This is a genomic window from Dermatophilus sp. B7861-1, from assembly GCF_058996045.1.
Genome location: NZ_CM180082.1, coordinates 1,392,318 through 1,415,941 on the forward strand (window position 1 = coordinate 1,392,318; position 23,624 = coordinate 1,415,941).

General features: G+C 60.6%; 21 protein-coding genes. 4 read left to right on the plus strand and 17 right to left on the minus strand.

The features are described from left to right. Positions 1-62: 62 nt before the first annotated feature. Positions 63-545: a hypothetical protein gene (locus AC2T9U_RS06215; protein WP_493695537.1), complete on the plus strand. Its 483-nt coding sequence runs from the start codon at positions 63-65 to the stop codon at positions 543-545. On the opposite strand, the gene argG is transcribed toward AC2T9U_RS06215, so the two are convergent. From argG to AC2T9U_RS06265, 10 genes are all read right to left on the minus strand, one after another. Then, a complete protein-coding gene (gene argG / locus AC2T9U_RS06220; RefSeq protein WP_493695538.1) occupies positions 542-1,921 on the minus strand; it encodes an argininosuccinate synthase in 1,380 nt (459 codons plus the stop codon). The two genes, AC2T9U_RS06215 and argG, sit on opposite strands and share 4 nt — an antisense overlap. A 63-nt stretch (positions 1,922-1,984) precedes the next feature. Continuing rightward, on the minus strand, positions 1,985-2,779 hold the full coding sequence (locus tag AC2T9U_RS06225; protein WP_493695539.1) for an isoprenyl transferase: 795 nt from the start codon (positions 2,777-2,779) through the stop codon (positions 1,985-1,987). Positions 2,780-2,831: 52 nt separating this feature from the next. Further along, a complete protein-coding gene (gene recO / locus AC2T9U_RS06230) occupies positions 2,832-3,563 on the minus strand; it encodes a DNA repair protein RecO (RefSeq protein ID WP_115030184.1) in 732 nt (243 codons plus the stop codon). A 79-nt stretch (positions 3,564-3,642) separates the two neighbouring features. Further along, a complete protein-coding gene (locus AC2T9U_RS06235; protein WP_493695540.1) occupies positions 3,643-4,293 on the minus strand; it encodes an LmeA family phospholipid-binding protein in 651 nt (216 codons plus the stop codon). Positions 4,294-4,352: 59 nt separating this feature from the next. Next, positions 4,353-5,696, minus strand: a complete 1,344-nt coding sequence (dsdA, locus tag AC2T9U_RS06240; protein WP_493695541.1) for a D-serine ammonia-lyase — start codon at positions 5,694-5,696, stop codon at positions 4,353-4,355. Positions 5,697-5,736: 40 nt separating this feature from the next. Next, the gene (gene leuA, locus AC2T9U_RS06245; protein WP_208304391.1) at positions 5,737-7,458 is read right to left on the minus strand and encodes a 2-isopropylmalate synthase; all 1,722 of its coding nucleotides are present in this window, start codon (positions 7,456-7,458) and stop codon (positions 5,737-5,739) included. A 95-nt stretch (positions 7,459-7,553) separates the two neighbouring features. Continuing rightward, a complete protein-coding gene (gene era, locus AC2T9U_RS06250; RefSeq protein WP_115030178.1) occupies positions 7,554-8,486 on the minus strand; it encodes a GTPase Era in 933 nt (310 codons plus the stop codon). Next, positions 8,486-9,820, minus strand: a complete 1,335-nt coding sequence (locus AC2T9U_RS06255) for a hemolysin family protein (protein WP_493695542.1) — start codon at positions 9,818-9,820, stop codon at positions 8,486-8,488. The genes era and AC2T9U_RS06255 overlap by 1 nt, the downstream gene beginning before the upstream one ends. Before the next feature lie 5 nt (positions 9,821-9,825). Then, positions 9,826-10,293, minus strand: a complete 468-nt coding sequence (gene ybeY / locus AC2T9U_RS06260; protein WP_028327722.1) for an rRNA maturation RNase YbeY — start codon at positions 10,291-10,293, stop codon at positions 9,826-9,828. Further along, on the minus strand, positions 10,290-11,438 hold the full coding sequence (locus tag AC2T9U_RS06265; protein WP_493695543.1) for a PhoH family protein: 1,149 nt from the start codon (positions 11,436-11,438) through the stop codon (positions 10,290-10,292). The genes ybeY and AC2T9U_RS06265 overlap by 4 nt, the downstream gene beginning before the upstream one ends. A 98-nt stretch (positions 11,439-11,536) precedes the next feature. Here AC2T9U_RS06265 and AC2T9U_RS06270 point away from each other — a divergent pair, with 98 nt between their 5' ends. Further along, the gene (locus AC2T9U_RS06270) at positions 11,537-12,505 is read left to right on the plus strand and encodes a zinc-binding dehydrogenase (RefSeq protein ID WP_115030172.1); all 969 of its coding nucleotides are present in this window, start codon (positions 11,537-11,539) and stop codon (positions 12,503-12,505) included. On the opposite strand, the gene AC2T9U_RS06275 is transcribed toward AC2T9U_RS06270, so the two are convergent. The 4 genes from AC2T9U_RS06275 to hrcA form a co-directional block, all read right to left on the minus strand. Beyond that, entirely contained in the window at positions 12,502-13,509 is a 1,008-nt protein-coding gene (locus AC2T9U_RS06275) for an LLM class flavin-dependent oxidoreductase (RefSeq protein ID WP_493695544.1), read from the minus strand. The two genes, AC2T9U_RS06270 and AC2T9U_RS06275, sit on opposite strands and share 4 nt — an antisense overlap. A gap of 40 nt (positions 13,510-13,549) precedes the next feature. Then, entirely contained in the window at positions 13,550-14,314 is a 765-nt protein-coding gene (locus tag AC2T9U_RS06280) for a 16S rRNA (uracil(1498)-N(3))-methyltransferase (RefSeq protein ID WP_208303368.1), read from the minus strand. A gap of 67 nt (positions 14,315-14,381) precedes the next feature. Further along, positions 14,382-15,509: a molecular chaperone DnaJ gene (gene dnaJ / locus AC2T9U_RS06285; protein ID WP_115030165.1), complete on the minus strand. Its 1,128-nt coding sequence runs from the start codon at positions 15,507-15,509 to the stop codon at positions 14,382-14,384. A 121-nt stretch (positions 15,510-15,630) separates the two neighbouring features. Continuing rightward, positions 15,631-16,668, minus strand: a complete 1,038-nt coding sequence (gene hrcA, locus AC2T9U_RS06290) for a heat-inducible transcriptional repressor HrcA (RefSeq protein ID WP_208303367.1) — start codon at positions 16,666-16,668, stop codon at positions 15,631-15,633. 208 nt (positions 16,669-16,876) lie between these two features. Between hrcA and AC2T9U_RS06295 the strand changes: the two genes are divergently transcribed. Beyond that, positions 16,877-17,716 carry a DUF3097 family protein gene (locus tag AC2T9U_RS06295; RefSeq protein WP_115032533.1) on the plus strand — a complete coding sequence of 280 codons (840 nt, stop codon included), beginning with the start codon at positions 16,877-16,879 and terminating at the stop codon, positions 17,714-17,716. Positions 17,717-17,825: 109 nt separating this feature from the next. Further along, entirely contained in the window at positions 17,826-19,523 is a 1,698-nt protein-coding gene (locus tag AC2T9U_RS06300; protein WP_493695545.1) for an AMP-binding protein, read from the plus strand. Positions 19,524-19,596: 73 nt separating this feature from the next. On the opposite strand, the gene hemW is transcribed toward AC2T9U_RS06300, so the two are convergent. The 3 genes from hemW to lepA are packed head-to-tail and all read right to left on the minus strand — an operon-like array spanning position 19,597 to position 23,557. After that, positions 19,597-20,844 carry a radical SAM family heme chaperone HemW gene (gene hemW / locus AC2T9U_RS06305; RefSeq protein WP_493695546.1) on the minus strand — a complete coding sequence of 416 codons (1,248 nt, stop codon included), beginning with the start codon at positions 20,842-20,844 and terminating at the stop codon, positions 19,597-19,599. Positions 20,845-20,846: 2 nt separating this feature from the next. Beyond that, positions 20,847-21,689 carry a tRNA (guanosine(46)-N7)-methyltransferase TrmB gene (gene trmB, locus AC2T9U_RS06310; protein WP_493695547.1) on the minus strand — a complete coding sequence of 281 codons (843 nt, stop codon included), beginning with the start codon at positions 21,687-21,689 and terminating at the stop codon, positions 20,847-20,849. Beyond that, positions 21,686-23,557 carry a translation elongation factor 4 gene (lepA, locus tag AC2T9U_RS06315; RefSeq protein ID WP_493695548.1) on the minus strand — a complete coding sequence of 624 codons (1,872 nt, stop codon included), beginning with the start codon at positions 23,555-23,557 and terminating at the stop codon, positions 21,686-21,688. Before lepA ends, trmB begins: the two co-directional genes overlap by 4 nt. Positions 23,558-23,624: the final 67 nt, after the last annotated feature.

Here is a 23,624-nt window from a genome sequence, read left to right on the forward strand (position 1 = left end):
ACACAGCAGCCAATGGCCACCGACAAGATGTCAGTCGGTGGCCATTGGCATAGGATCAAGATATGACCTCACCTGCGCAGCGCCCCGGCACCGATAACGGTCTTCACGAGGACGCAGCCAACCCCGCCAGCGGCGCAGCCGTTGGCTGTGGCGGGTGCTCGCGCTCCACAGATGGAGGATGTGGCTCAGGTGGCGTTGCTGCAGCATCCGGTCAATCTTCCAGTTGCGCTACCCCACCTACCGTTCCAGCTGGCTGCTCTGCTGCATCGGCATCCAAACCTGCTTTGAAGGGCACTGACAGGGCCGCCGCAGTGCTGGTCAAAGTACCGGCATGGATGTGGGCTGCCGCGGTAAGTCTGCTTGTTGCCTCCGGACTTGTTATTGCAGGCAGCATCGGAATGGTTCTTTTTGGCACTGGGTTCGCACTGTTTATCTTTCTCGGCATTGTCAGCTGGAAGTACCTGCCAGTTCCTGGACGTGCCGTACGAGCCGCAGTCGCGGTGTTTGCCCTGGGAATTGCTCTTATCCGGTTTATGCCCCTCTAGGAACCTGCATGCACAGGGGTGTGATGGCTGCTTGCGCTATGCATAGCTGTCAGCGCCCGTGTGGAACCGTTCTGTTCTTCAGTATTGGGAAGAATTCCTTGTTCAGCGTATGCCTCTAGCCGCGACCGTGAGTCAGCGATGTCGAGGTTACGCATCGTGAGTTGCCCGATACGGTCGGTTGGTCCGAAAGCTGCGTTTTCGACACGCTCCATGGAGAGTTTGTCGGGGTGGTAGCTGAGTTTTTCACCGACGGTATCGAGGATGGAGTAATCCTCACCGCGGCGCAGGCGCAGTGTCACGGTGCCGGAAATAGCTGACCCGACCCACCGCTGGAGTGATTCACGCAGCATGAGGGATTGCGGGTCGAGCCAGCGCCCTTCGTACATCAGGCGCCCGAGTGCGCGTCCCTGCGTGTGATACGCAGTGATGGTGTCTTCGTTATGGATGGCGTTGACGAGGCGTTCGTAGGCGATGTGCAGCAGAGCCATTCCGGGAGCTTCATAGATGCCACGGGATTTTGCTTCGATGATGCGGTTTTCGATCTGGTCGCTCATTCCCAGGCCGTGGCGTCCGCCAATGGCATTTGCTTCGATGACTAGGTCAACTGGGTTGGGGTAGACCGTGTCGTTGATGGCGGTGGGGCGTCCCTGTTCGAAGGTGATGCAGATGTCTTCGGTGGGGATGTCAACCTCGGGGTCCCAGAAGCGGACTCCCATGATGGGGCTGATGGTTTCGAGGCTGGTGTTGAGGTGTTCGAGGGTTTTAGCTTCGTGGGTGGCTCCCCAAATGTTGGCGTCGGTGGAGTAGGCCTTTTCTTGGGTTTCCCGGTAGGGCAAGTCGCGTTCGGTGAGCCATTGGCTCATTTCGTGGCGTCCGCCGAGTTGGGTGACGAACTCTTCATCGAGCCAGGGTTTGTAGATGGTCAGGTGGGGGTTGGCAAGAAGGCCATAGCGGTAGAACCGCTCGATGTCGTTGCCTTTGTATGTTGATCCGTCGCCCCAGATGTCGATGCCATCTTCTTTCATGGCGCGTACAAGCATGGTGCCGGTGACTGCGCGGCTGATGGGGGTGGTGTTGAAGTAGGTGCGCCCGCCAGAACGGATGTGGAATGCGCCGGTGGCGATGGCGGTGATGCCTTCTTCGACGAGTGTTTCACGGCAGTCGATGAGGCGTGCGATGTCGGCGCCGTAGTCCCGTGCACGTCCTGGTAGTGAGGCGATGTCGGGTTCATCGTATTGCCCGATGTTCGCGGTGTACGTGCAGGGGACGGCGCCGTTCTCACGCATCCAGGCCACGGCGACGGAGGTGTCGAGGCCGCCAGAGAAGGCTAAGCCGATGTTTTTGCCGACCGGGAGTTTTGTTAGAACTGTGGACATACACCTAACTATATGCATAGGTGCGCATTAATATTCACTTTTGCTGTGGGTATGAGTTAGTTCTCATACGGCGGGAGTGTCGACCGCTCCCCCATAGCGACGGTCGCGCCTGGCGTATTGCTCGATGGCATTCCACAGCGTTGTCCTGTCGTAGTCGGGCCACAGGGTGTCTTGGAACACCATCTCTGCGTAGGCGCTTTGCCAGAGGAGGAAGTTACTGGTGCGCTGTTCGCCAGAGCTTCGCACGAACAGGTCAACGTCAGGCATGTCTGGTTCAGTGAGGTGAGCAGCGATGGTGCGCTCATCGACTTTGTCTGGGTTGAGCTGTCCTGCCGCGACCTTGCGAGCAATTTCCCGTGCTGCGTCGCCTAGTTCAGCGCGGCCGCCGTAGTTGACGCAGAAGTAGAGGGTCAGGCCAGTGTTGTCTTTGGTCATCTCTTGGGCGATCTCAAGCTCGCTGATGACGGATTTCCATAGTCGGGGGCGGCGGCCAACCCAGCGCATCCGTACTCCCCATTCGTTGAGTTGGTCGCGGCGGCGGCGGATGACGTCGCGGTTGAACCCCATGAGGAAGGCCACTTCTTCAGGTGAGCGCTTCCAGTTTTCGGTGGAGAAGGCGTATGCCGACAGGTGGGTGATATTGGCTTCGATGGCGCCGGCGACGACGTCCAGCAGCGCTGCCTCGCCTGCTTCATGTCCTTTGGTGCGTGAGAGTCCGCGCTGGTTGGCCCAGCGTCCGTTGCCATCCATGACGATGGCGACGTGTTTGGGGAGGAATTTGGCGGGGATCTGGGGGGCAGTTGCTCCACTTGGGTGCGGGTAGGGGCGGGCGTATTCGCTGCTCATGGGTGTGATCATCCCGCTCCGGGCCAATGGAGGGCAACTGCTGGAGGTTGGGGTGTGGGCTGGGTTAGTTGCGTTCGACGTATTTCAGGGCGCGGACTCCTCGTTCTAGGTGCCATTGCACGTAGGCGCGTACGAGGCCAGATCCTTCGCGGCGGTATCGCGGTTCAGCTATTTGTTCGGCTGTATCCCAGTCTCCTTCGAGGAGGGCGCCGAGCATGGTGAGGGTGGCCAGGGCGGGGGTAGCTGATCCGGGGATGCGGCAGTGGGGGCAGAGGGTTCCGCCGGCGGTGAGGTTGAAGGCTTTGTGGGGGCCAGTTGCTCCACATTTTGCGCAGTCGTGGAAGCTTGGTGCCCAGCCTGCGAGGGCGACTGAGCGTAGGAGGTAGGCATCGAGGGTCATTGAGATGTCATGCTCCCCGGCCGCTATGGAGGCGAGTGCGCCTGCTAGAAGGGTGAATTGGTTTCTGGAGTTGGTGGTTTCTTGGCCGAATCGTTCAGCGGCTTCGAGCATGGCGATCATGGCGGTCCAGGCGTCGTAGTCGCGGGTGATTCGTTCTCCGTAGGGGGCGAGAACTTCGACTTGGGTGACGGTGTCGAGATTGCGTCCTTCGTAGAACTGCGCGTCGATAACGAGTCCGGGTTCAAGGCGGGCTCCGAAGCGGCTGCGTGTCTTGCGGATTCCTTTGCCAACGGCGCGGATGAGTCCTCGTTCGCGGCCGAGGAGGGTGATGATGCGGTCGGCCTCTGCGAGCTTGGTGGTTCTGAGCACGATGGCGGCTTCGCGGTAGAGGGGCACCTGATCATTCTGTCGTAGTCGTGTTGGGTGCCCCGTGTGTGGCTGTCGCCTCGATGTGTCTGCGGTGCTCGCGTGTGGTTTAGGAGGGTAGTTGTAGTTGGCTACCGGCCAGGTGGATGCGGAATCCGGTGTTTTCGGTGGTGATGTTTGTGATGGTGGCGTTTTCAGGTAGGGCAGGGACGGGGATGGCGAAGCGGAGGCGCCCGGCAGCCCATTCGGGGACGTTCAGTCCTGGGGGGCCTTCGTGGAATCCGATGGCAGAGGGGTTGAAGACGAGGCGTCCGGCGTCGGCGGTCATGGTTCCTGTTCCGGTGAGGGTCAGTTGTCGGCCGAGGATTTCGAAGGTTGTGCGGGTGGTGATTTTTCCATCTCCGGTGGGGGTGATGGTGACACCGTTACCGATTTTGTTTTGGACGGTGGTGAAGGGGACCAGGGCGTTTGCTTTGAAGTTGTCGATGCGTTTTCCCTTGCTGGTGTTGACGAAGTTCCCAGCGGTGAGGTGGACGTCGGTGATGGTGCCTGAGGAGGTGTCGAGTTGTGGTGCGGCGAAGGTGAGGTTGTTGGCGCTGTATTCGCCTTGGGCTAGGTGAGAGGGACTGGCCGGTGCGGTGGGGGTGGTTGTTGCCGATGTTGCTGGTCTGGACCAGGTCATGAAGGCGACCACTGCCGCGATGGTTAAAGCGATGAAAAGAAGTCCTAGAGCGGCGAGCACGCGTGTGGCGATCTTCATTGCTCCAGTGTTTCAGGGTGGTGGGTATCTGCGTAGTGGCGCGGCGGTGTGTGCTGGGGTTACTGGGGTGAGTGGTTGTGGGAGAGGTAGGTGTTCATGATCTCTGGGGGAACCATGGCTCCGCCGGTGAGCCAGGCGAGGTGGGTTGCGTTGTTCATGTGGGTGTCGGTGATTCCTAGGCGTTCGCGGTATTCGGTGGCTGTGGCGACGTGCCAGGGTCCGGGCAGGCTTGCGGCGGCGGAGGGTTCGGCGGCGATGTTTTCGGTTTCGTGCAGGAGGGTTAGGAGTGTGAATAGGTGGTTGTCTTCGATGGTGTAGAAGCCGTCGAGGAGGCGCTGCATGGCGCGTCCGACGAATCCGGAGGGGCGACCTACGGCCAGTCCGTCGGCGGCGGTGCGGTTGTCGATGCCGAAATCACCAACGCAGATGGCGTCGTGTTGGCCGGTGGCGACGCCTAGGAGCATGCATGGTGAGTGGGTGGGTTCGGCGAAGATGGGGTGCACTGCGTCGCCGAATTCGGTGAGTAGTCCGAAGGCGACGCCTCCTGGGCCTCCTCCGACTCCGCAGGGCAGGTAGACGAACAGTGGGTGTTCGGTGTCGACGCGTACGTTCGCGGCGCGTAGTTGGGCCGCTACGCGTCGTGCGGCTACGGCGTAGCCGCAAAATAGTTTGGTGGAGTTTTCGTCGTCGATGAAGTGGGCGAATGGGTCGTTTGCTGCTTCAGCGCGTCCGGCGGCGACGGCTGCGGAGTAGTCGGCTTCGTATTCGCGGACGTCTACTCCTTGTGCGGTAAGGAGGTCTTTTTTCCATTGCCTGGCGTCGGCGGACATGTGGACGATGGTGTTGAAGCCGAGTGTGGCGGCCATGATTCCGATGGATAGGCCGAGGTTGCCGGTAGACCCTACGGCGATGGTGTGTTGGCTGAATAGGTTGCGGGCTGGTGGGGTTGCCAAAACGCGGTAGTCGCAGGAGTAGTCAAGCAGTCCGGCGGTGTGGGCAAGATGTTCGGCGTGTTGGAGTACTTCGTGGATGCCGCCGCGGGCTTTGATGGATCCGCTGACGGGTAGGCAGTCGTCACGTTTGAGCCAGAGCTGTCCGGGTAGTGGGGTTTGGTATGTGTGGTTGAGGGTGTTTTGGAGTTGTGGGGCTGGTGTGATGGGCGATTCGATGATGCCGTTGGTGGCTTCTAGGGCGGGGAAGGCTGCGGCGAGGTAGGGGGCGAATCGTTGGAGTCGGGTGGCGGCGTCGTCGATGTCTGCGAGGGTGAGCCCTACGTCGGCTAGGGCGGTATGGGTGTTAGTGCGGGCGGGGTTGAACCATGCCGTTTCTCGCAGGTTGATCAGGTCTGCGATGACGGGGGTTTTGTTGACCCAGGTCTGCAGCGGCATGCCGAGTACGTCCATGCTGTTCACTGTGCCAGACGGTGGGTGTGGTGGTTGAGGTTTAGGTGGTGAGGTCTCCGTCGCGTTCTGCTCGGTTGACGGCGGAGAGGATGGCTTGGATGGAGGCGGTAACGATGGAGTTGTGGATGCCTACGCCCCACAGGACGCGGCCGGCGACGGCGCATTCGACGTAGGCGGCGGCGCGGGCGTCTCCGCCTGCTGACATAGCGTGTTCGGCGTAGTCCAGGACACGGACGTCGATGCCGTAGTTGGCTAGGGCTGCGGTGAAGGCGTTGATGGGGCCGTTTCCGTGGCCTTCGAGGTGGATGGTTCGGCCGTTGTCGGTGAGGGTGGCGGTGACAATGTTGGCGCCGAGTCGGTCGGAGTCTAGGTGAACGGATCGGGATATGAAGCGTCCCCAGGTGTCTTGTCCGGTGCTTGTTCCGGGGAGGTATTCGTTGCTGAAGATTTTCCAGATGTGGGGGGCGGTCATTTCTCCGCCGTGTGTGTCGGTGTGGTGTTGTACGACGCGTTGGATTTCGATTTGGAGGCGTCGTGGTAGTTCGAGGGCGTACTGGGTGGCGAGGAGGTAGGCGACGCCGCCTTTTCCTGATTGGCTGTTGACGCGGACGATGGCTTCGTAGGAGCGGCCTATGTCGTGGGGGTCGATGGGTAGGTAGGGGACGCTCCAGGTCAGTTCGCCGGTGTTTTTGCCGGTGTTGGCTGCGTGTGCGGCCATGTTTTCGAAGCCTTTTTTGATGGCGTCTTGGTGTGATCCGGAGAAGGCGGTGAAGACGAGTTCGCCGCCATAGGGGTGGCGTTGGTGGACGGGTAGTTGGTTGCAGTATTCGACGGTGGAGCGGATGCGGTCGATGTCGGAGAAGTCGATCTGGGGGTCGATGCCTTGGCTGAAGAGGTTGAGGCCGAGGGTGACGAGGTCGACGTTTCCGGTGCGTTCGCCGTTGCCGAAGAGGCATCCTTCGATGCGGTCTGCGCCGGCCATGTATCCGAGTTCGGCTGCGGCGATGCTGGTTCCGCGGTCGTTATGGGGATGTAGGGAGAGGATGATGGATTCTCTGCGGTCCAGGTTGCGGTGCATGTATTCGACGGCGTCGGCGTAGACGTTGGGGGTGGCTGTTTCGACCGTGGCGGGTAGGTTGATGATCATGGGCCGCTGTGGGGTGGGGTCGAATTCGGCGATGACAGCGTTGCAGACGTGGAGTGCGACGTCGAGTTCGGTTCCGGTAAAGGATTCGGGGCTGTATTCGTAGGTGATGGTGGTGTTGGGGATGAGGGTTTCGAGTTGGCGGCATAGCTTGGCGGTGTTGACTGCTAAGGCGGTGATGCCTTCGACGTCTGTGTTGAAGACGACGCGTCGTTGGAGGATGGAGGTGGGGTTGTAGAAGTGGATGATGGCTTTTTTGGCGCCGTTGATGGCGTCGTAGGTGCGGTGGACGAGGTGGTCGCGTGCTTGGGTAAGCACTTGGATGGTGACGTCGTCGGGGATGTGGTTTTCTTCGATGAGGCGGCGGCAGAAGTCGAATTCGGTTTGGCTGGCGGAGGGGAAGCCGATTTCGATTTCTTTGTAGCCGATGTCGACCAGGAGCTGGAAGAAGCGGAGTTTGCGTTCGGCGTCCATGGGTTCGATGAGTGCTTGGTTGCCGTCGCGTAGGTCGACTGAGGCCCATCGGGGGGCTTTGGTGATGCGCGCAGATGGCCAGGTGCGCTCGGGCAGGTCCACGGTGATGTGTTCGTGGAAGGGCGTGTATTTGCTGGTAGGCATGCCGCTGGGTTTTTGGGTGTTTTCTATGGCCACGGTTGTTTTCTTACGTAGGTAGTGTGGTTCCGGGGACGGCTGTGTGCCGTCCCCGGTGTGGGTTAGAAGCCGAGTTTGCGGAGTTGGCGTGGGTCGCGTTGCCAGTCTTTGGCGACTTTGACGTGCAGGTCGAGGTAGATCTTTTGGCCGAGGCGTTGTTCGATTTGGGTGCGGGCGCGGGTGCCTACTTCGCGTAGTCGGGCGCCGCCGCGGCCGATGATGATGGCTTTTTGGCTGTCGCGTTCGACGTACACGTTGACGCGTACGTCCATCAGTGGTGCGTGGGCGGGGCGGTTTTCGCGGGGAACCATTTCTTCGACGACGACGGCGAGACTGTGTGGGAGTTCGTCGCGAACTCCTTCTAGTGCTGCTTCGCGGATGAGTTCGGCGACCATGACGTCGTCGGATTCGTCGGAGAGCATGCCGGTGGGGTACAGCTGTGGTGAGGCTGGTAGGTGTGTGGAGATGATGTCGATGACGTCGTCGACCTGTTTGCCGGTGGTGGCTGAGCAGGGAACGATGTCGCTCCAGTCGCCTAGTTGGTCGATGTCGATGAGGTGTTGGGCTAGGCGTTCGCGGTCGACGAGGTCGGCTTTAGTGGCGATGGCGACGACGGGTTTTTTCTTGACGCGGCGTAGGTCGGCTAGTTCGCGTGCGATGAATTGGTCGCCGGGGCCGACGCGTTGGTCGGCGGGTAGGCAGAAGCCGACGACGTCTACGTCGAGGAGGGTTTCGCGGACGAGGTCGTTGAGGCGTTCGCCGAGGAGGGTGCGGGGTTTGTGTAGTCCGGGGGTGTCGACGAGGATGAGTTGGGCGGTGGTGGTGGTGTGGACGCCGCGGATGGTGTGGCGGGTGGTTTGGGGTTTGTTGGAGGTGATGGCGACTTTGTCGCCGACGATGGCGTTGGTGAGTGTGGATTTACCTGCGTTGGGTCGTCCTACGAGGCAGGCGAATCCGGCTCGGTAGTTCGTGGTGTCGGGTTCGCGTGCGGTCATCAGTGGTGCTCCTTGTTCTGGTCAACGCTTCCTGCTGGTGCGGGGGCGTTATCTGTGGGTGTTTCGTTGATGGTGTCGACCGGTGGTGCAGGGGCGACGATGAGGGTGTCGATGCGGTGTTTTCTTCCGCTCATTCGGTCGGCGGTGAGTTCGAGGCCGCCGATGGTTGCGCTGGACCCGAGGATAGGGACACGGCCTAGAGCTTTGCCCAGTAGGCCACCGACGGTGTCAACGTCGTCGATTTCTTCTGGGTCCAGGGTGATGTCGTAGAGGGCTTCGAGGTCGTCGATGGGTAGTTCAGCGGGGATGCGTTTGCGTCCTTCGCCGAGGTCTTCGACGCGGCGTTCTTCTGGATCGTGTTCGTCGGAGATTTCGCCGACGATTTCTTCGATGATGTCTTCGATGGTGACAAGGCCAGCTGTGCCGCCGTATTCGTCGACGACGAGTGCCATGTGGGTTTGGTCGCGTTGCATTTCTTGCAGGAGGAGGTCTGCGGATTTGCTTTCGGGGACGAAGGGCACTGGGCGCATGAGGTCGGTGACGGGGAGCCAGTTGGCTTCGTGGTCCATGTGGATGCGTCCAGCTACGTCTTTGAAGTAGAGCAGGCCCAGGGGGTCGTCGCTGTTTTCTCCGATGACGGGTACGCGGGAGAAGCCGCTGCGCAGGAACAGGCTCATGGCTTGGGAAAGGTTTTTGGTGCGGGCGATGGTGATCATGTCGGTGCGAGGCACCATGACTTCGCGGACTACGGTGTCGCCGAGGTCGATGACTGAGTGAAGCATGGAGCGTTCGCCTTCGGCGATGATGGATGATTCACCAGCGAGGTCGACGAGGTCACGCAGTTCGGCTTCGGATTCAAAAGGTCCGTCGACGTATCCCTTGCCGGGGGTGACAGCGTTACCGAAGGCGATGAGTAGGCGTGATACGGGTGCTAGCAGGCGCCGTAGCCGCACTACCCATGGGGCGGACCATAGGGAGATGGTTTCTGCGTGTTGTATCCCGATGGTGGCTGGTGAGACGCCGACGATGACGAAGGATGCCACCACCATGACGAGGATGGAGTACGCGTAGGTTTGCCATGCGGCGCCGTATATGGTCGCGAATCCCATGGTGGCTAGGACTGCTGCGGTCATTTCTAGCGTGGTGCGGCAGAACGAGGTGACTGACAGGTAGGCGGCGGAGTCTTCGGTGATGCGTCGTAGTTGTTCGGCGCCGTGTCGTTCATCGTCAAGGAGGGCCTTGACGTGTGAGGGGGACATGCGTCGGAAGGCCATTTCGGCCGCTTTGAGCAGATATGAGAAGACGAGGGCGAGGATGACGCCCCCGACAAGCATCCACATCAGTTGGTCTCGGGGCGGCGTGTGGCCAGGAAGGTCAGTAGGAGGGTGCGCTGCAGCTCGAACATTTCTTTTTCTTCTTCTGGTTCTGCGTGGTCGTAGCCCAGGAGGTGGAGGATGCCGTGGGTGAGTAGCAGCAGGATTTCTTCGATGGTGCTGTGTCCTGCTTCGTTGGCTTGGCGTTCGGCGATGGAGGGGCAGATAACGATGTCGCCGAGGACTCCTTCGATGGGGGTTTCGCCTTCGGGGGCGGGGGTGAGTTCGTCCATGGGGAAGCTCATGACGTCGGTGGGGCCTTCGAGGTCCATCCAGCGCACGTGGAGGGTGCTCATGGCGTCTTCATCGACAAGTCGGATGGAGAGTTCAGCGCGGGGGTGCACGCGCATTTCTTCCATGACGTAGCGGGCGCAGGCGACGAGCTCTACCTCGTCGACCTTGATGTCGGTCTCGTTGAGGATTTCGATGCTCACTGGTGCTCCTGCGCGGGGTGTTCGGTGGTGGTGTGGGGGTTGTGGCGGCGTGTCTGGGGTTGTTGGTGGGTGGCGTCCCAGCGACCGTAGGCTTCGACGATTTCTCCGACGAGCCGGTGTCGGACGACATCTTCGGCGGTGAGGTAGGAGAAGTGGATGTCTTCGATATTGGCCAGGATGTTGTGGACCACACGCAGGCCAGATTGGGTTCCGCCGGGTAGGTCGACTTGGGTGATGTCGCCAGTGACAACGATCTTGCTGCCAAATCCGAGGCGGGTGAGGAACATCTTCATCTGTTCTGGGGTGGTGTTTTGCGCCTCGTCGAGAATGATGAAGGCGTCGTTGATGGTGCGCCCGCGCATGAATGCTAGTGGTGCGACTTCGATGGTTCCGGTGGCCATGAGTCGTGGGATGGAGTCAGGGTCAACCATGTCGTGGAGTGCGTCGTAGAGCGGGCGCAGGTAGGGGTCGATTTTGTCGGTGAGGGTGCCGGGGAGGAAGCCGAGTTTTTCGCCTGCTTCGACCGCTGGTCGGGTGAGGATGATGCGGTTGACTTGTTTGGCTTGCAGCGCTTGCACTGCTTTGGCCATGGCGAGGTAGGTTTTGCCGGTTCCTGCCGGGCCGATACCGAAGTTGACGGTGTGGGTGTCGATGGCGTCGACGTAGCGTTTTTGGCCCAGTGTTTTGGGGCGGATGGTGGTGCCGCGACTGGAGATGATGTTGGTGGTCAGGACGTCGGCGGGGCGTTCTTTGGTGTTTTCGCGCAGCATGCGCACGGAGCGCTCAACGGCGTCTTTGTCCAGGTGTCTTCCGGCGTGGAGGATGTGGAGGAGTTCGTTGATGAGTTTTTCTAGGATGGCGAGTTCGTCGTTGCTGCCCTCGGCAGTCAGTTCGTTGCCGCGAACGTAAATGTCAACGTGAGGGAAGGCTCGTTCGATAGCACGTAGAACTGTGTCGTGGGCACCGAGCAGAGCTGCCATTGAAAGATTTTCGGGCACCACTATGGCAAGTTTGTGGCTGTCCGGGTTGTGCTCGTGGCCAGAGGGGATGGCTTCGAGGGCTGTGTCGAGGCGTGCCGAGCTTGGCTGAGCCGTGTCTGCTCCTGCATCGCTTGGGTAGTCATCGATAGGTGGTTGATCGCTCATCGTGCCTGCAAGTCTACGCATTTGAAGTCAACGAGGCGTTCGCCACTACTTACCTCATGCACAGGACGTAGCGGCTTTGGGGGTGCACAGTGGGGTATATGCGAGCAGCACGAGTGATGTCCCAGAATCCTGAATCTCCTCTCGATGGTTTGGAAATAGTTGATGTTCCTGCCCCTGAACCTCGTCCTGGGTGGGTGAGCGTTGATGTGCGTGCAAGTTCGGTCAATCCGCATGACCTGTGGACGTTGCGTGGGGTGGGCCATCCTGCTGATCGGGTGCCAATGACTCTGGGCTGTGAGGCTGCTGGTGTCACCTCGCAGGGACGGGAAGTTCTTCTGGCCCCGGTGATGGGTGATGCTGATGCCGGTGGCGGTGACGTGACGATGGATCCGCAGCGCCATATTTTGTCTGAACGTGTTGACGGTGGGCTTGCCCAGAAGGTCGCTGTCCCTTCGGAAAATCTCATCGATAAGCCTGACTGGTTGTCTTTCGAACAGGCCGGTGTGTTGGCGGTGGCGTGGGGAACGGCTTATCGGATGCTTTTCACGCGAGCGCGTCTTCGCCCGGGGCAGCGGGTTTTGGTGCAGGGGTCTTCTGGAGGTGTGTCTTCAGCGGCGATTGCTTTAGCGGTGGCAGCTGGCTGCAAGGTGTATGCCACGGGGCGTACTACGCACAAGCGTGAGTTCGCGGCGTCGCTGGGGGCTCATGGGGTGTTTGAAAGTGGTGCGCGTTTGCCTGAGCGGGTCGATGTGGTGGTGGATACGGTGGGTGCTGCGACGTGGAAGCACTCTGTGATGTCTGTGGAGGCAGGCGGGACGATCGTGACGTGTGGCAACACGAGCGGGGATCCTTCGCCTGCGTTGATGACGCACATTTTTTACCGCCAGTTGTCGGTGATTGGTTCTACGGGCTGCACTCCTGCTGAGTTGCGTGGGTTGTTGTCGATGATGGAGGCCACTGGGGTGCGCCCTGTTGTGGATGCGGTAGTGCCGTTGGAGGATGTGCGGGATGCGTTTGCGCGTCTGGATGCTGGTGATGTGTGCGGAAAGATTGCGGTGACGGTCTAGCCCGGCAGGTTTTCTGGGGGTTCTAGTCTCCACGCGGAGGCGAGGATTTCCAGGGATCGTAGGTAAGTCTCGGTGTTGCTGGCCCGTGTTGCCACTATGAGTTCGTCGGCGGTGACACGGGTCGCAAGATCGGTGAGGTATTCGGCGACGTGTTCGCCGGTGCCGATGGCATGGATGGACATCATGGTTTGTGCGCGCTGCCCTAGTGGGCTGTTCATGGCGGCGTTGATCTGTTCAGGGGTGATGTCGCGGGTTTTGAAGGCCATCGCGGCTGCTTGTCTGCCTATTGCGTGGTGGGCGATGGTGTGGGCTTGGGTGGAGGTGTCGGCGGCGGTGGCATTGACTGCGACGATCACGTAGGGGTGAGGTGTGGTGGCGCTGGGGCGGAACTGGGTTCGGTACGTGTGGAGCGCATCGGTGAGTGCTGCGGGCGCGAAGTGGGAGGCGAATGCGAAGGGCAGCCCCAGCGCGGCGGCTAGTTCGGCACCGAATAGGGAGGAGCCGAGGATGTATAGGGGTACGTGTGTCCCGTGGCCAGGGATGGCTTTTACGCCGTGGGTGGGGGTGGTGTCGCTGAGGAATCCGATGAGTTCTTGTACGTCGTTGGGGAAGTTGTCGGCTGCTCGTGGATCGCGGCGCAGTGCTTGCAGGGTGAGTGGGTCGGTTCCGGGGGCGCGGCCTAGGCCCAGGTCGATGCGTCCGGGGTGTATTTCGGCCAGGGTGCCGAATTGTTCAGCGATTGTGTATGGGGTGTGGTTGGGCAGCATGATGCCCCCGGCCCCTAGGCGGATGTGGTTGGTGTGGGCGGCGATGTGCGCGATCAGCACTGCTGGTGCTGAGGAGGCGATGCTGTGGAAGTTGTGATGTTCGGCGTACCAGATGCGGTGGTATCCGAGTGTTTCTGCGGTGCGGGCGATGGTGACGGACCGGGCGATGGCATCTGCTGGGCGTTCGGCGGCGCCGATGGTGCAGAAGTCAACCAGGGATAGTGGGATGCGTGGCACCGGGTGGGGTCTTTCTGGTTGGTTGTGTGCTCGGGGTGGGTCACATGGTTGGTGGGGTGTTCCAGCGTTGTTGGCACGAGAGTGCAGCGATGGCCGCTGGTCCGGCGCTGGATGCGCGTAGAACATAGCGTCCCATGTGGACTGGGGTGGCTCCGGCATCAGTGAGGATGTCGATTTCTTCGGGGCTGATGCCGCCCTCTGGGCCAACGAACAGGGCAATGTTTCCGCTGGTTGGCAGGTTGATGGTGGTGATGGGGGTGGTTGCTTCTTCGTGCAGAACCAGGGCAAGGTCGGCGTGGCGGACGATGTTGCCGAGGTGGTTACTGGTGCTGCTTATGTGGGGTTGCACGGTGGGGGCATGTGGGCGTCGGCTTTGTTTAGCGGCGGCTTCTACTTGGGATTGCCATTTGCGCAGTGCTTTTTCGGCTCGTGGGCCTTTCCACTGGACGATGGCGCGGCGTGATTGCCACGGAATGATTTCGTCGACGCCTAGCTCGGTGGCGGCTTCAATCGCTTGGAGGTCCCGGTCACCTTTGGCGAGCGCTTGGATGAGGATGAAGCGGGGGCCTGGGTAGCTGTCGTTGTTGATGGTGGTGACGCGGGCGGATAGTTCGGTGTCGGTGATGGTGGTGACTTCGGCGTGGGCGACTAGGCCTGATCCGTCTGCCAGGAGAATGGTTTCTCCTGCCGTGGTGCGTTTGACGGTGACGGCGTGGTGTTTTTCGTCTCCGGTCAGGGTGAGGGTGTCTCCGGGGGCGGTGTGGGTGAGGGATCCGGTGGGGAGTCGGTACATCGCCGCGGTCATGTCGGTTTCCTCTCAAGCAGTGTTCTGCCCTCTGCATCGGGTGGATGCAGAGGGCAGAACAGGTGGGTCATTTACCGCGGAACGCGTCTCGGAGTTTGCCGAAGAGGCCGTGGTTTTCTTGGATGGCTCCGACTTTTCCTTGGGGCTGTTCTTCTCCGCGCAGTGCTGCTAGGCGCCAGAGCAGGTCGGTTTGTTCGGCGTCTAGGCGGGTGGGGGTGTCGACGATTGTTTGGATGAGTAGGTCGCCGCGCCCTTGGCCACGCAGGTGGGTGACGCCGTAGCCGCGCAGAGTTTGTACGTCTCCGCTTTGGGTTCCTGGTTCGATTCGTACGTCGAGGTTGCCGTCCAGGGTTTCTAGGGAAATGGTGGTTCCCAGGGCTGCGGCTGTCATGGGTACGTGGAGCTGGCAGTGTAGATCGTCGTTGCGGCGGCGGAAGGTGGGGTGGGCGCGCACAGCGATTTCGATGTATAGGTCTGCTGCGGGGCCGCCACCGATGCCGACTTCGCCTTGACCGGAGAGCTGGATACGGGTGCCGGTGTCGACGCCTGCGGGGACTTTGAGGTTCAGGGTGCGGCGGGTGCGTACTCGTCCTTCGCCGGAGCATTCGAAGCAGGGGTTGGTGATGAGTGTTCCGTATCCCTGGCATTTGGTGCAGGGGCGGCTGGTCATCACTTGGCCGAGGAAGGAGCGTTGTACTTGCTGCACTTCGCCGGCTCCGCCACAGGCGTCACAGATGACGGGTTTGGTGCCGTTGGCGGTTCCTTCGCCGTGGCAGGTGCCGCATTTTTCGGCTGTGTCGACGACGATTTCTTGCTCGCCGCCGAACACGGCAGTGGCGAGGTCAATGTCGAGGCGGACGAGAGCGTCTTGGCCGCGTTGCACTCGCGAGCGTGGCCCGCGGGTGGCGCCGGTGGCGCCGCCGAAGAAGGCGTCCATGATGTCGCTGAAGCTGAAGTTGCCTGCGTAGCCGTCGCCGCCGGAGGCGTAGGGGTCGGCGCCAGCATCGTAGGCTTTGCGTTTGCTTGGGTCGCCGAGGACGTCGTAGGCCTGGCTGATTTTTTTGAACTGTTCTTCAGCGTCGGGGCCAGGGTTGACGTCTGGGTGAAGTTTGCGTGCTTTGCGCCGGTAGGCCTTCTTAATTTCTTCGTCGGAGGCTCCGCGCTCGACCCCGAGGTCGGCGTAGTAGTCGTTCACCAATCAGCCCTTCTTGTCCTGGGGGACATATCGGTTTTCACGTCGCTGGGGCGAGCGCTTGTGGCGTTCTCGCCATGTTTGTGTCCTCTGTGCACGGTGGCGTGGGAAGAGGGTTCGGGTCTCATGACCCGAGCATTCGTGAGACATAGTTGGCGACCGCGCGGACCGCAGCCATGGTGCCCGGGTAATCCATGCGGGTAGGGCCGATGACAGCCAGTCCTCCGAGAGTATCGGTACCGACGCCGTATCCCGTGCCGACCACGGATGTTGATGCGAGTCCTTCGTGTGGATTTTCTTGGCCAATGCTGACGCCCACCGCGCCAGCGGGGGCGCCTTCGGCGAGGGATCCGAAGAGCCGCAGTAGCACCATGTGTTCTTCGAGCGCTTCGAGAACGGGGCCTACGCTTAAAGGAAAGTCTGTTCCGAAGCGGGCAAGGTTTCCTGTCCCGACCAGAAGCACACGTTCTTCGCTCTCTTCGACGAGTGCCTCATTAAGGACACGTAGCAGCACCTCGACCAGGGTGTGTTCGGGACCGATGTTTTCTTCAAAGTGTGCACGCAGCGCCACGGCTGCTTCCGGCAGGAGGCAGCCGACCGAGGCAGCGTTGATGCGGTCTCGTAGATGGCTGAGGTTTTCTGCGTTCCAGGTGTGGTCGATGTCCTCGGGCAGGTCGATGCGTCGCTGCTCGACGCGGCCAGAGTCGAGGATGAGCACGAGCATGACGCGCTCGACTCCTAGGGGTAGGAGTTCGATGTGCTGGACGCGAGAGCGAGTGAGCGAGGGGTACTGCATGGCCGCGACCTGGCGGGTCAAAGAGGCGAGAAGGCGTGTCGTGCGTTCCACTACGTCATCCAGGTCCACGGCACCTTCCAGGAATCCGGCGATAGCGTTTTTTTGCGCCGAGGAAAGCGAACGGGTCTGGGCTAGACGATCTACGAAGAGGCGGTATCCCGCATCGGTGGGGATACGCCCTGCGCTGGTGTGGGGCGCGGCAATGAGGCCTTGCTCTTCTAGAACTGCCATGTCGTTACGGATAGTTGCAGCCGACACGCCCAGGGCGTGTCGATCGAGAAGGGATTTGCTGCCGACCGGTTCGGAGGTGGCCACATAGTCCTCGATGATGGCTGACAAGACCGTCAACCTGCGATCGGTGTTCATCCACTCACCTCCTGAAACAGTCCAACGGGTAACCGTCGTGTGGGCGGGGCCGCCAATCAATGATTCCCTTTGATGTTGGCACTCTGATCGGTCGAGTGCCAACTCGGTGCGCCCCTACGATGGTCGCGTGCGCGAATTCCCCCGAACCCGTTCCCCCCACAAACCTTCCGCCCCCGCCGCCGCGGGCCGGGGACGATATTCCGGTGACATCCTCGCGCACAAACACACTCCCCCGCGAGGAAGATCCATACAGACACCCGCAGAAATTGGTCTAGTCGTCGAAGAAGTAGCCTCCGGCTGGGTCGGAGCTATCACACGGGTACAAAAAGCAGGCGGCATGCAGGTCGTAGACCTAGAAGACCGCCGAGGCCGCATCAAAGCTTTCCCCCTTGGTCCAGGATTCCTCATCGATGGCTCACCCGTCACTCTCACCGCCCCCCGCAGTACCCCTGAACGCAGCCGCACATACACAGCTAGCGGCAGCCGCGCCGTCGCTCAAGCTCGCGCCCGCGTTGCGCTGGGCTCGCGCATCTTCGTCGAAGGACGACACGACGCCGAACTGGTCGAAAAAGTGTGGGGAGATGACCTACGCGTCGAAGGAGTCGTCGTTGAATACGTCGGCGGAATCGACGACCTCAACGGCATCATCACCGACTTCGCCCCCACCGCGCAGCGACGCCTAGGCATCCTCGTGGACCACCTCGTCCCCGGCAGCAAGGAATACCGACTCGTAGAAAAAGCCCGCACCCTCCAGCCCTGGGCCAACCATGTCCACATCGTCGGCCACCCATTCGTCGACGTATGGCAATCAGTCAAACCCACTCGTGTCGGTCTGCGCGCATGGCCCACCATCGAACGCGGCACCGACTGGAAACGCGGAATCCTGGCAGCTCTAGGTCTGCCCAACAGTGACCAAGCCGACATCGCCCGCGGCTGGCAAGCAATCCTGGCTACGGTACGCAATTACGAGGATCTCGAACCGCAATTCCTTGGACGAGTAGAAGAACTCATCGACTTCGTGACCGCCCCAACCGACACCGAAAACTGAAACCCTCAGGCCCCGGCTCCTAACAAAGCCGCGCCCTACGTAACCATACAGGTTACGGTTACGTAGCCGCAGCTTCAGTCGGTACCCGAGTGCAAACCTGGAGGCCTACATGATCGGAAAGCAACTCGCCACCGACTCCTTAGAGTCCGGCACCGTCGCCAGACACCTCACCTACTGGGACACCTCCATTCCCGCCAAAATCGAAGCCACCGCGGCCAAACTTCCCGAACGCGTCTGCATCGACTTCATGGGCACCGCGCTCACCTACGAAAAACTCAGCGAACACGTCTCCCGCGTAGCCGCGGGCCTACTTAAACTCGGCCTGCGCAGCGGCGAACGCATCGCCATCTTGCTACCCAACTGCCCCGAAAACATCATCGCCACCCTGGCAGCCCAACGCATCGGCCTGGCCGTTGTGCAACACAACCCCCTCTACCCCACCGACGAACTCGAACCCATGTTCCTCGACCACGGCGCCCGCGTCGTCGTCGCCTGGGACAACTCCCTGCCCGCCGTCATGCCGCTACGTCAACGCACCGGCGTTGAACACATCTTCGGGGTCGACATCACCCGCTCCCTGCCCCTACCTAAACGCCTAGCCCTACGCCTACCTCTGGCAAAGACCCGCAACATGCGCTCGCAGTTAACTGCCGGCGGACTCATGCGCGGATGCGCCTCCTGGGAATCGTTGTTCCGGCATGGAGCGTTGCCCTCCACGCACAGCTACCCCGCCTCAGATGCCACCGCCGTGATCATGTACACCTCAGGCACCACCGGACGCCCTAAAGGCGTTCCTTTGACTCACGCCAACCTGCTAGCTAACTGCAAGCAGGGATTGGAGTGGACCGGACTAGCCTTGGGAACCGAAACGTTCCTGTCTGTGTTACCCATGTTCCACGCGTTCGGTCTCACGCTGGGCTCTTTCGCTGGTTTGTGCGCAGGCGCCACTGTTGTCACCCTTCCTAGCCCCGACCCGAGCCTGATGGTCGCAGCTATGAAACGACGCCCAGCAACCTTTCTCGTAGGGGTGCCCCCACTGCTGGATGCCTTCCTGACAAAAGCCAAAGAACGCCACGTGCGCTTGCAGTCACTGCGCACCACGTTGTGCGGCGCCATGTCACTGCCACCAGAGTTCGTCGCGAAGTGGGAAAAAACCACCGGCGGGATGCTCATTGAAGGATACGGACTGACCGAAACTTCACCTGTGATAGTCGGCAACCCCCTCGATTCTCGACGCCGCGCAGGAAGTATTGGCATCCCCTTCCCCGACACCGATGTGCGGATCGTTGATCCCAAAAACCCACAGAATGACGTCCTCGAAGGCGAAGAAGGCGAGCTGATCGTCCGCGGGCCACAAGTGTTCTCCGGCTACCTCAACAAACCACTAGAAACCGCTGAAGCCTTCATTGACGACTGGTTCCGCACCGGCGACCTCGCACGCGTCACCGACGGATTCATCGTTCTCACCGGCCGGCTCAAAGACATCATCATCACTGGCGGCTTCAACGTTTCTCCGCTTGAAGTCGAGGATGCGCTGCGACGCCACCCTCGTATCCGAGACATCTCCGTCGTCGGGATCCCAGGCACACGACGTGGCGAAGACGTCGTCGCCGCGATCGTTCCCGAGGGAGAACTGCCCAGCAACGAAGAACTCCGAGCTTGGGCCAAACAGCACCTAGCTGCCTACAAAGTCCCGCGCAGGTTCGTTTCCGTCGAAGAGCTACCCACCAACGCCATGCGTAAAGTCGTGCGCACCGAGGTTGTTGCACTCATCCAACGCACCGAAGCCGAAAACACAAAAGCCTGACTACCTAGAAGCGTGTGTGGCGCCCTACCCTGCTTCGGGTGGGGCGCCACACACGCTTCTTAAAACACCTGCACTAATAACCAAGCATCCGCCGCAAAACCAAGTCGGCTAGCAAACGCCCCCGGTCAGTGAGCACTGCCCTGGGCTCAGCATCAGCTAACGCATCCCCACGCAGCAGCCCCTCCTGAGACAACTGCCTAGCCACCTGCGGCCCAGCAGTGAACCCAGAATCCAGCACCGACAGCGGCAACCCTTCAGCCAGGCGAATACCAAGCATGATTTTTTCGGTAACACGGGCTTCTTCATCCAGCACCTCGCGCGCCGCAGCCGGCGAACGACCCTCCTCTAACGCAGCTGCATACGCGGCCGGGTATTTAACATTCCACCACCGCACACCACCAATATGGCTGTGCGCTCCTGGCCCCACTCCCCACCAGTGCCCATCATGCCAGTAGCCCTCGTTGTGGCGACCGCGCCCCACCTCATTACGGGCCCAGTTGCTCACCTCATACCAGCGGTACCCAGCAGCAGCGAGCACCCGGTCTGCCATCTCATATTTAGCTGCCTCATCGTCATCATCGGTCGGGGCAACTGCACCGCGGCGCAATGCCGTCCCCATCGCAGTGCCCTCTTCGATCACCAGTCCATAAGCAGAAATGTGATCCGGTTCCAGGGCGATCGCCGCATGCAGCGACACCTGCCAATCCGCCAGGCTCTCCCCCGGCGTGCCGTAAATCAGGTCAAGGCTGGTAACCAAACCCGCATCCTTGGCTGCGACGATAGTTGCCTCAACATTGTCGGGAGTGTGGGTACGGTCAAGAGTTTCTAGAACATGCCCAACTGCCGACTGCATCCCCACACTGATACGGGTCACCCCCGCATCAGCCAACCGCGCTAACGATTCCGCGCTCGTTGTGTCTGGGTTGGCCTCGACCGTTACTTCTGCGCCATCAATCAGCCCAAACCTGGACCGGATCGCATCGAGCAGCGTCACGATGTCCTCAGCGGCGAGCATCGTGGGAGTGCCCCCGCCGAAAAAGACTGTGTCCACTGGCCGCAAAGCTTTGTCTGGTCCAGCAAGAACCCGCGCAGACAAGTCAATCTCGGTAACTGCGGCGGCAACGTAACGGCGCATCTGCTCCTGGCCATCGACACCAGCAGATGGAACGTAGGTGTTGAAGTCGCAATAACCGCATCTGCGGTAGCAGAACGGCACATGCACGTAATAACCAAACGGTTCAGGCCCTTGTAGCGCCGCTACCGCTGCAGACGGGAGTGCACCATCGGCAGGAGCCGGATCGCCAAGAGGAAGAGAGGGCACGGTCAGGCCGTCGATGTGACCACGTAGGCAAGGTCAGCGATGGGCCTACCCAAGGCACGACCTTTGCTCTCAAATCGCGTCAATGGCCGCACCGCATACCGCTCGCTTTGGCCATACAGCGACCGAGTAGACACCGCAGCAGTCGGGTCCTCATGTGCCTGCGGGTCAGTCACGGCAGTCACCGCACCCGGAATCGGAGAAAGTGCCGGCACCTGCGCGGCTGCCTCACTCATCACCACGGCATAAGGGGCCCAATCTGTGGCCAGCCGAACCACTCCCCCGGCAACCAGAACACGCGCCACATCCTCAAAAAACCGGACGTCTACAAGACGGCGCTTGTGATGTTTGGTTTTCGGCCACGGATCCGGGAACCACACGTGAATTTCCGAAAAGGTTCCGGGCTCTATGTTATTGGCGATCAGGGCCCGTCCATCACCCTCCAAAACCCGCAGGTTGCTCAGCCCTCGCGCTTCAGCCTGCACCACGGTGCGAGCCAAACCAGGCCGATAGACCTCCAACGCCACATGGTCAGCGTCAGGGAAAGCCTCAGCGTGTGCCAGAACCGCATCACCAGTACCAGAGCCCACCTCAGCGATCAGCGGCGCCGACCTACCGAACACCGCCTGAGCGTCAAAGCGCCACTGCGGGGCGATGCTGGTCAACCGCAGTTCACGCTCTGGAGTGACGAACCAACCCTGCATTTGCGGGGTCCATGCCTTAGCGTTGCGCGTGGAATAGCGCCCATCCCGACGCGCAAATGACAACACTTCACGAGGAATGAGAACACGTTCTTCGGGCACGTTCTCAACCGCTGCGTCAGCTCCATTATTGGAGTTCAGCGTCATTTCTTACCGCCCTTGGCTTCGCCGCCACCATCACTGGAGAGCGCAGCAATGAAGGCCTCCTGCGGCACCTCTACGCGCCCCACCATCTTCATGCGCTTCTTGCCCTCTTTCTGCTTCTCAAGCAGCTTGCGCTTACGGGAGATGTCACCGCCGTAACACTTGGAAAGCACGTCCTTGCGGATAGCTCGGATATTTTCCCGAGCAATCACACGCGAACCAATCGCAGCCTGGATCGGCACCTCAAACTGCTGCCTAGGAATCAACTCCCGCAGCTTGCCCGCCATCGCGACACCATAGGCGTAGGCCTTGTCCTTGTGCACGATCGAGCTGAACGCATCGACTTCCTCGCCCTGCAGCAAGATATCGACCCGAACCAAGTCAGCGGTTTGCTCACCATCAGGCTCGTACTCAAAAGATGCGTAGCCACGCGTCTTGGATTTCAACGCGTCAAAAAAATCGAACACGATCTCAGCCAGTGGCAGTGTGTACCGCATCTCCACCCGCTCAGGGGACAAGTAATCCATGCCGCGCAACGACCCGCGCCGCGACTGGCACAATTCCATGATCGCCCCGATGAATTCGCTCGGTGCCAGGATGGTCGAGCGCACCACCGGTTCCCGCACCTCTTTAACTTTTCCAGCCGGGAATTCGCTTGGATTCGTCACCCGCACAACGGATTTGTCTTCCATTACAACCTCGTACTCCACGTTAGGCAGAGTCGAGATGAGATCGAGGTTGAACTCACGTTCGAGACGCTCCCGCACGATCTCCAAGTGCAGCATCCCCAGGAACCCGACACGGAAACCAAACCCCAACGCCACCGACGTTTCCGGCTCATACACCAGCGCCGCATCGTTGAGCTTGAGTTTGTCCAACGCGTCCCGCAACGCCGGGTAATCCGACCCATCAATCGGGTAAAGACCCGAGAACACCATCGGGCGCGGGTCCTTGTAACCACCCACCGGCTCCTTGGCAGGCGCCGAGGACAACGTCACCGTGTCACCCACCCGAGACTGGCGCACGTCCTTGACCCCCGTGATCAGGTAGCCAGTTTCCCCCACGCCCAGCCCATTGCTCGGCAGCGGCTCTGGCGAGATCACCCCAATCTCCAGCAGCTCATGCGTGGCACCGGTAGACATCATCGAAATCCGCTCTCGCGGTTTGAGCATCCCATCCACCACTCGCACATACGTGACCACGCCACGGTACGTGTCATAGACAGAGTCGAAAATCATCGCCCGCGTCGGTGCATCAGCCACACCCACCGGCGGGGGAATCTGCCGGACGATCTGATCGAGAAGCTCCTCAACTCCCTCACCGGTCTTCCCCGACACTTTCAGCACATCTTCGGGCTCACAACCAATCAAGCCTGCCAACTCTTCGGCATACTTTTCCGGCTGCGCCGCAGGAAGATCAATTTTATTCAGCACTGGGATGATGGTCAGATCGTTCTCCATCGCCAGGTAAAGGTTCGCCAGCGTCTGGGCCTCAATCCCCTGGGCAGCATCCACCAGCAGCACCGCTCCCTCACACGCAGCAAGAGAACGCGACACCTCATAGGTAAAGTCCACGTGCCCAGGAGTATCAATCATGTTGAGGCAGTAAGTGTTCTGCCCCTCCTCATCAGCCAACGACCACGGCATCCGCACCGCCTGCGACTTGATCGTGATGCCACGCTCACGCTCAATGTCCATCCGGTCCAAATACTGCGCACGCATCTCCCGCTCAGGCACAATGCCCGTTGACTGCAGCATCCGGTCCGCAAGCGTGGACTTGCCGTGGTCAATGTGGGCAATGATGCAAAAGTTACGAATCAGCTCGGCAGGGGTCGCTGCGGGAGGCAGCGCCGAAGCAGCCTTCGGTGACACTAGGTGACCTCGATAGTGGTAGAGCGGACGGGGGTCAGGTGCCAGGCGCCCGGTCTACAGGACTGAT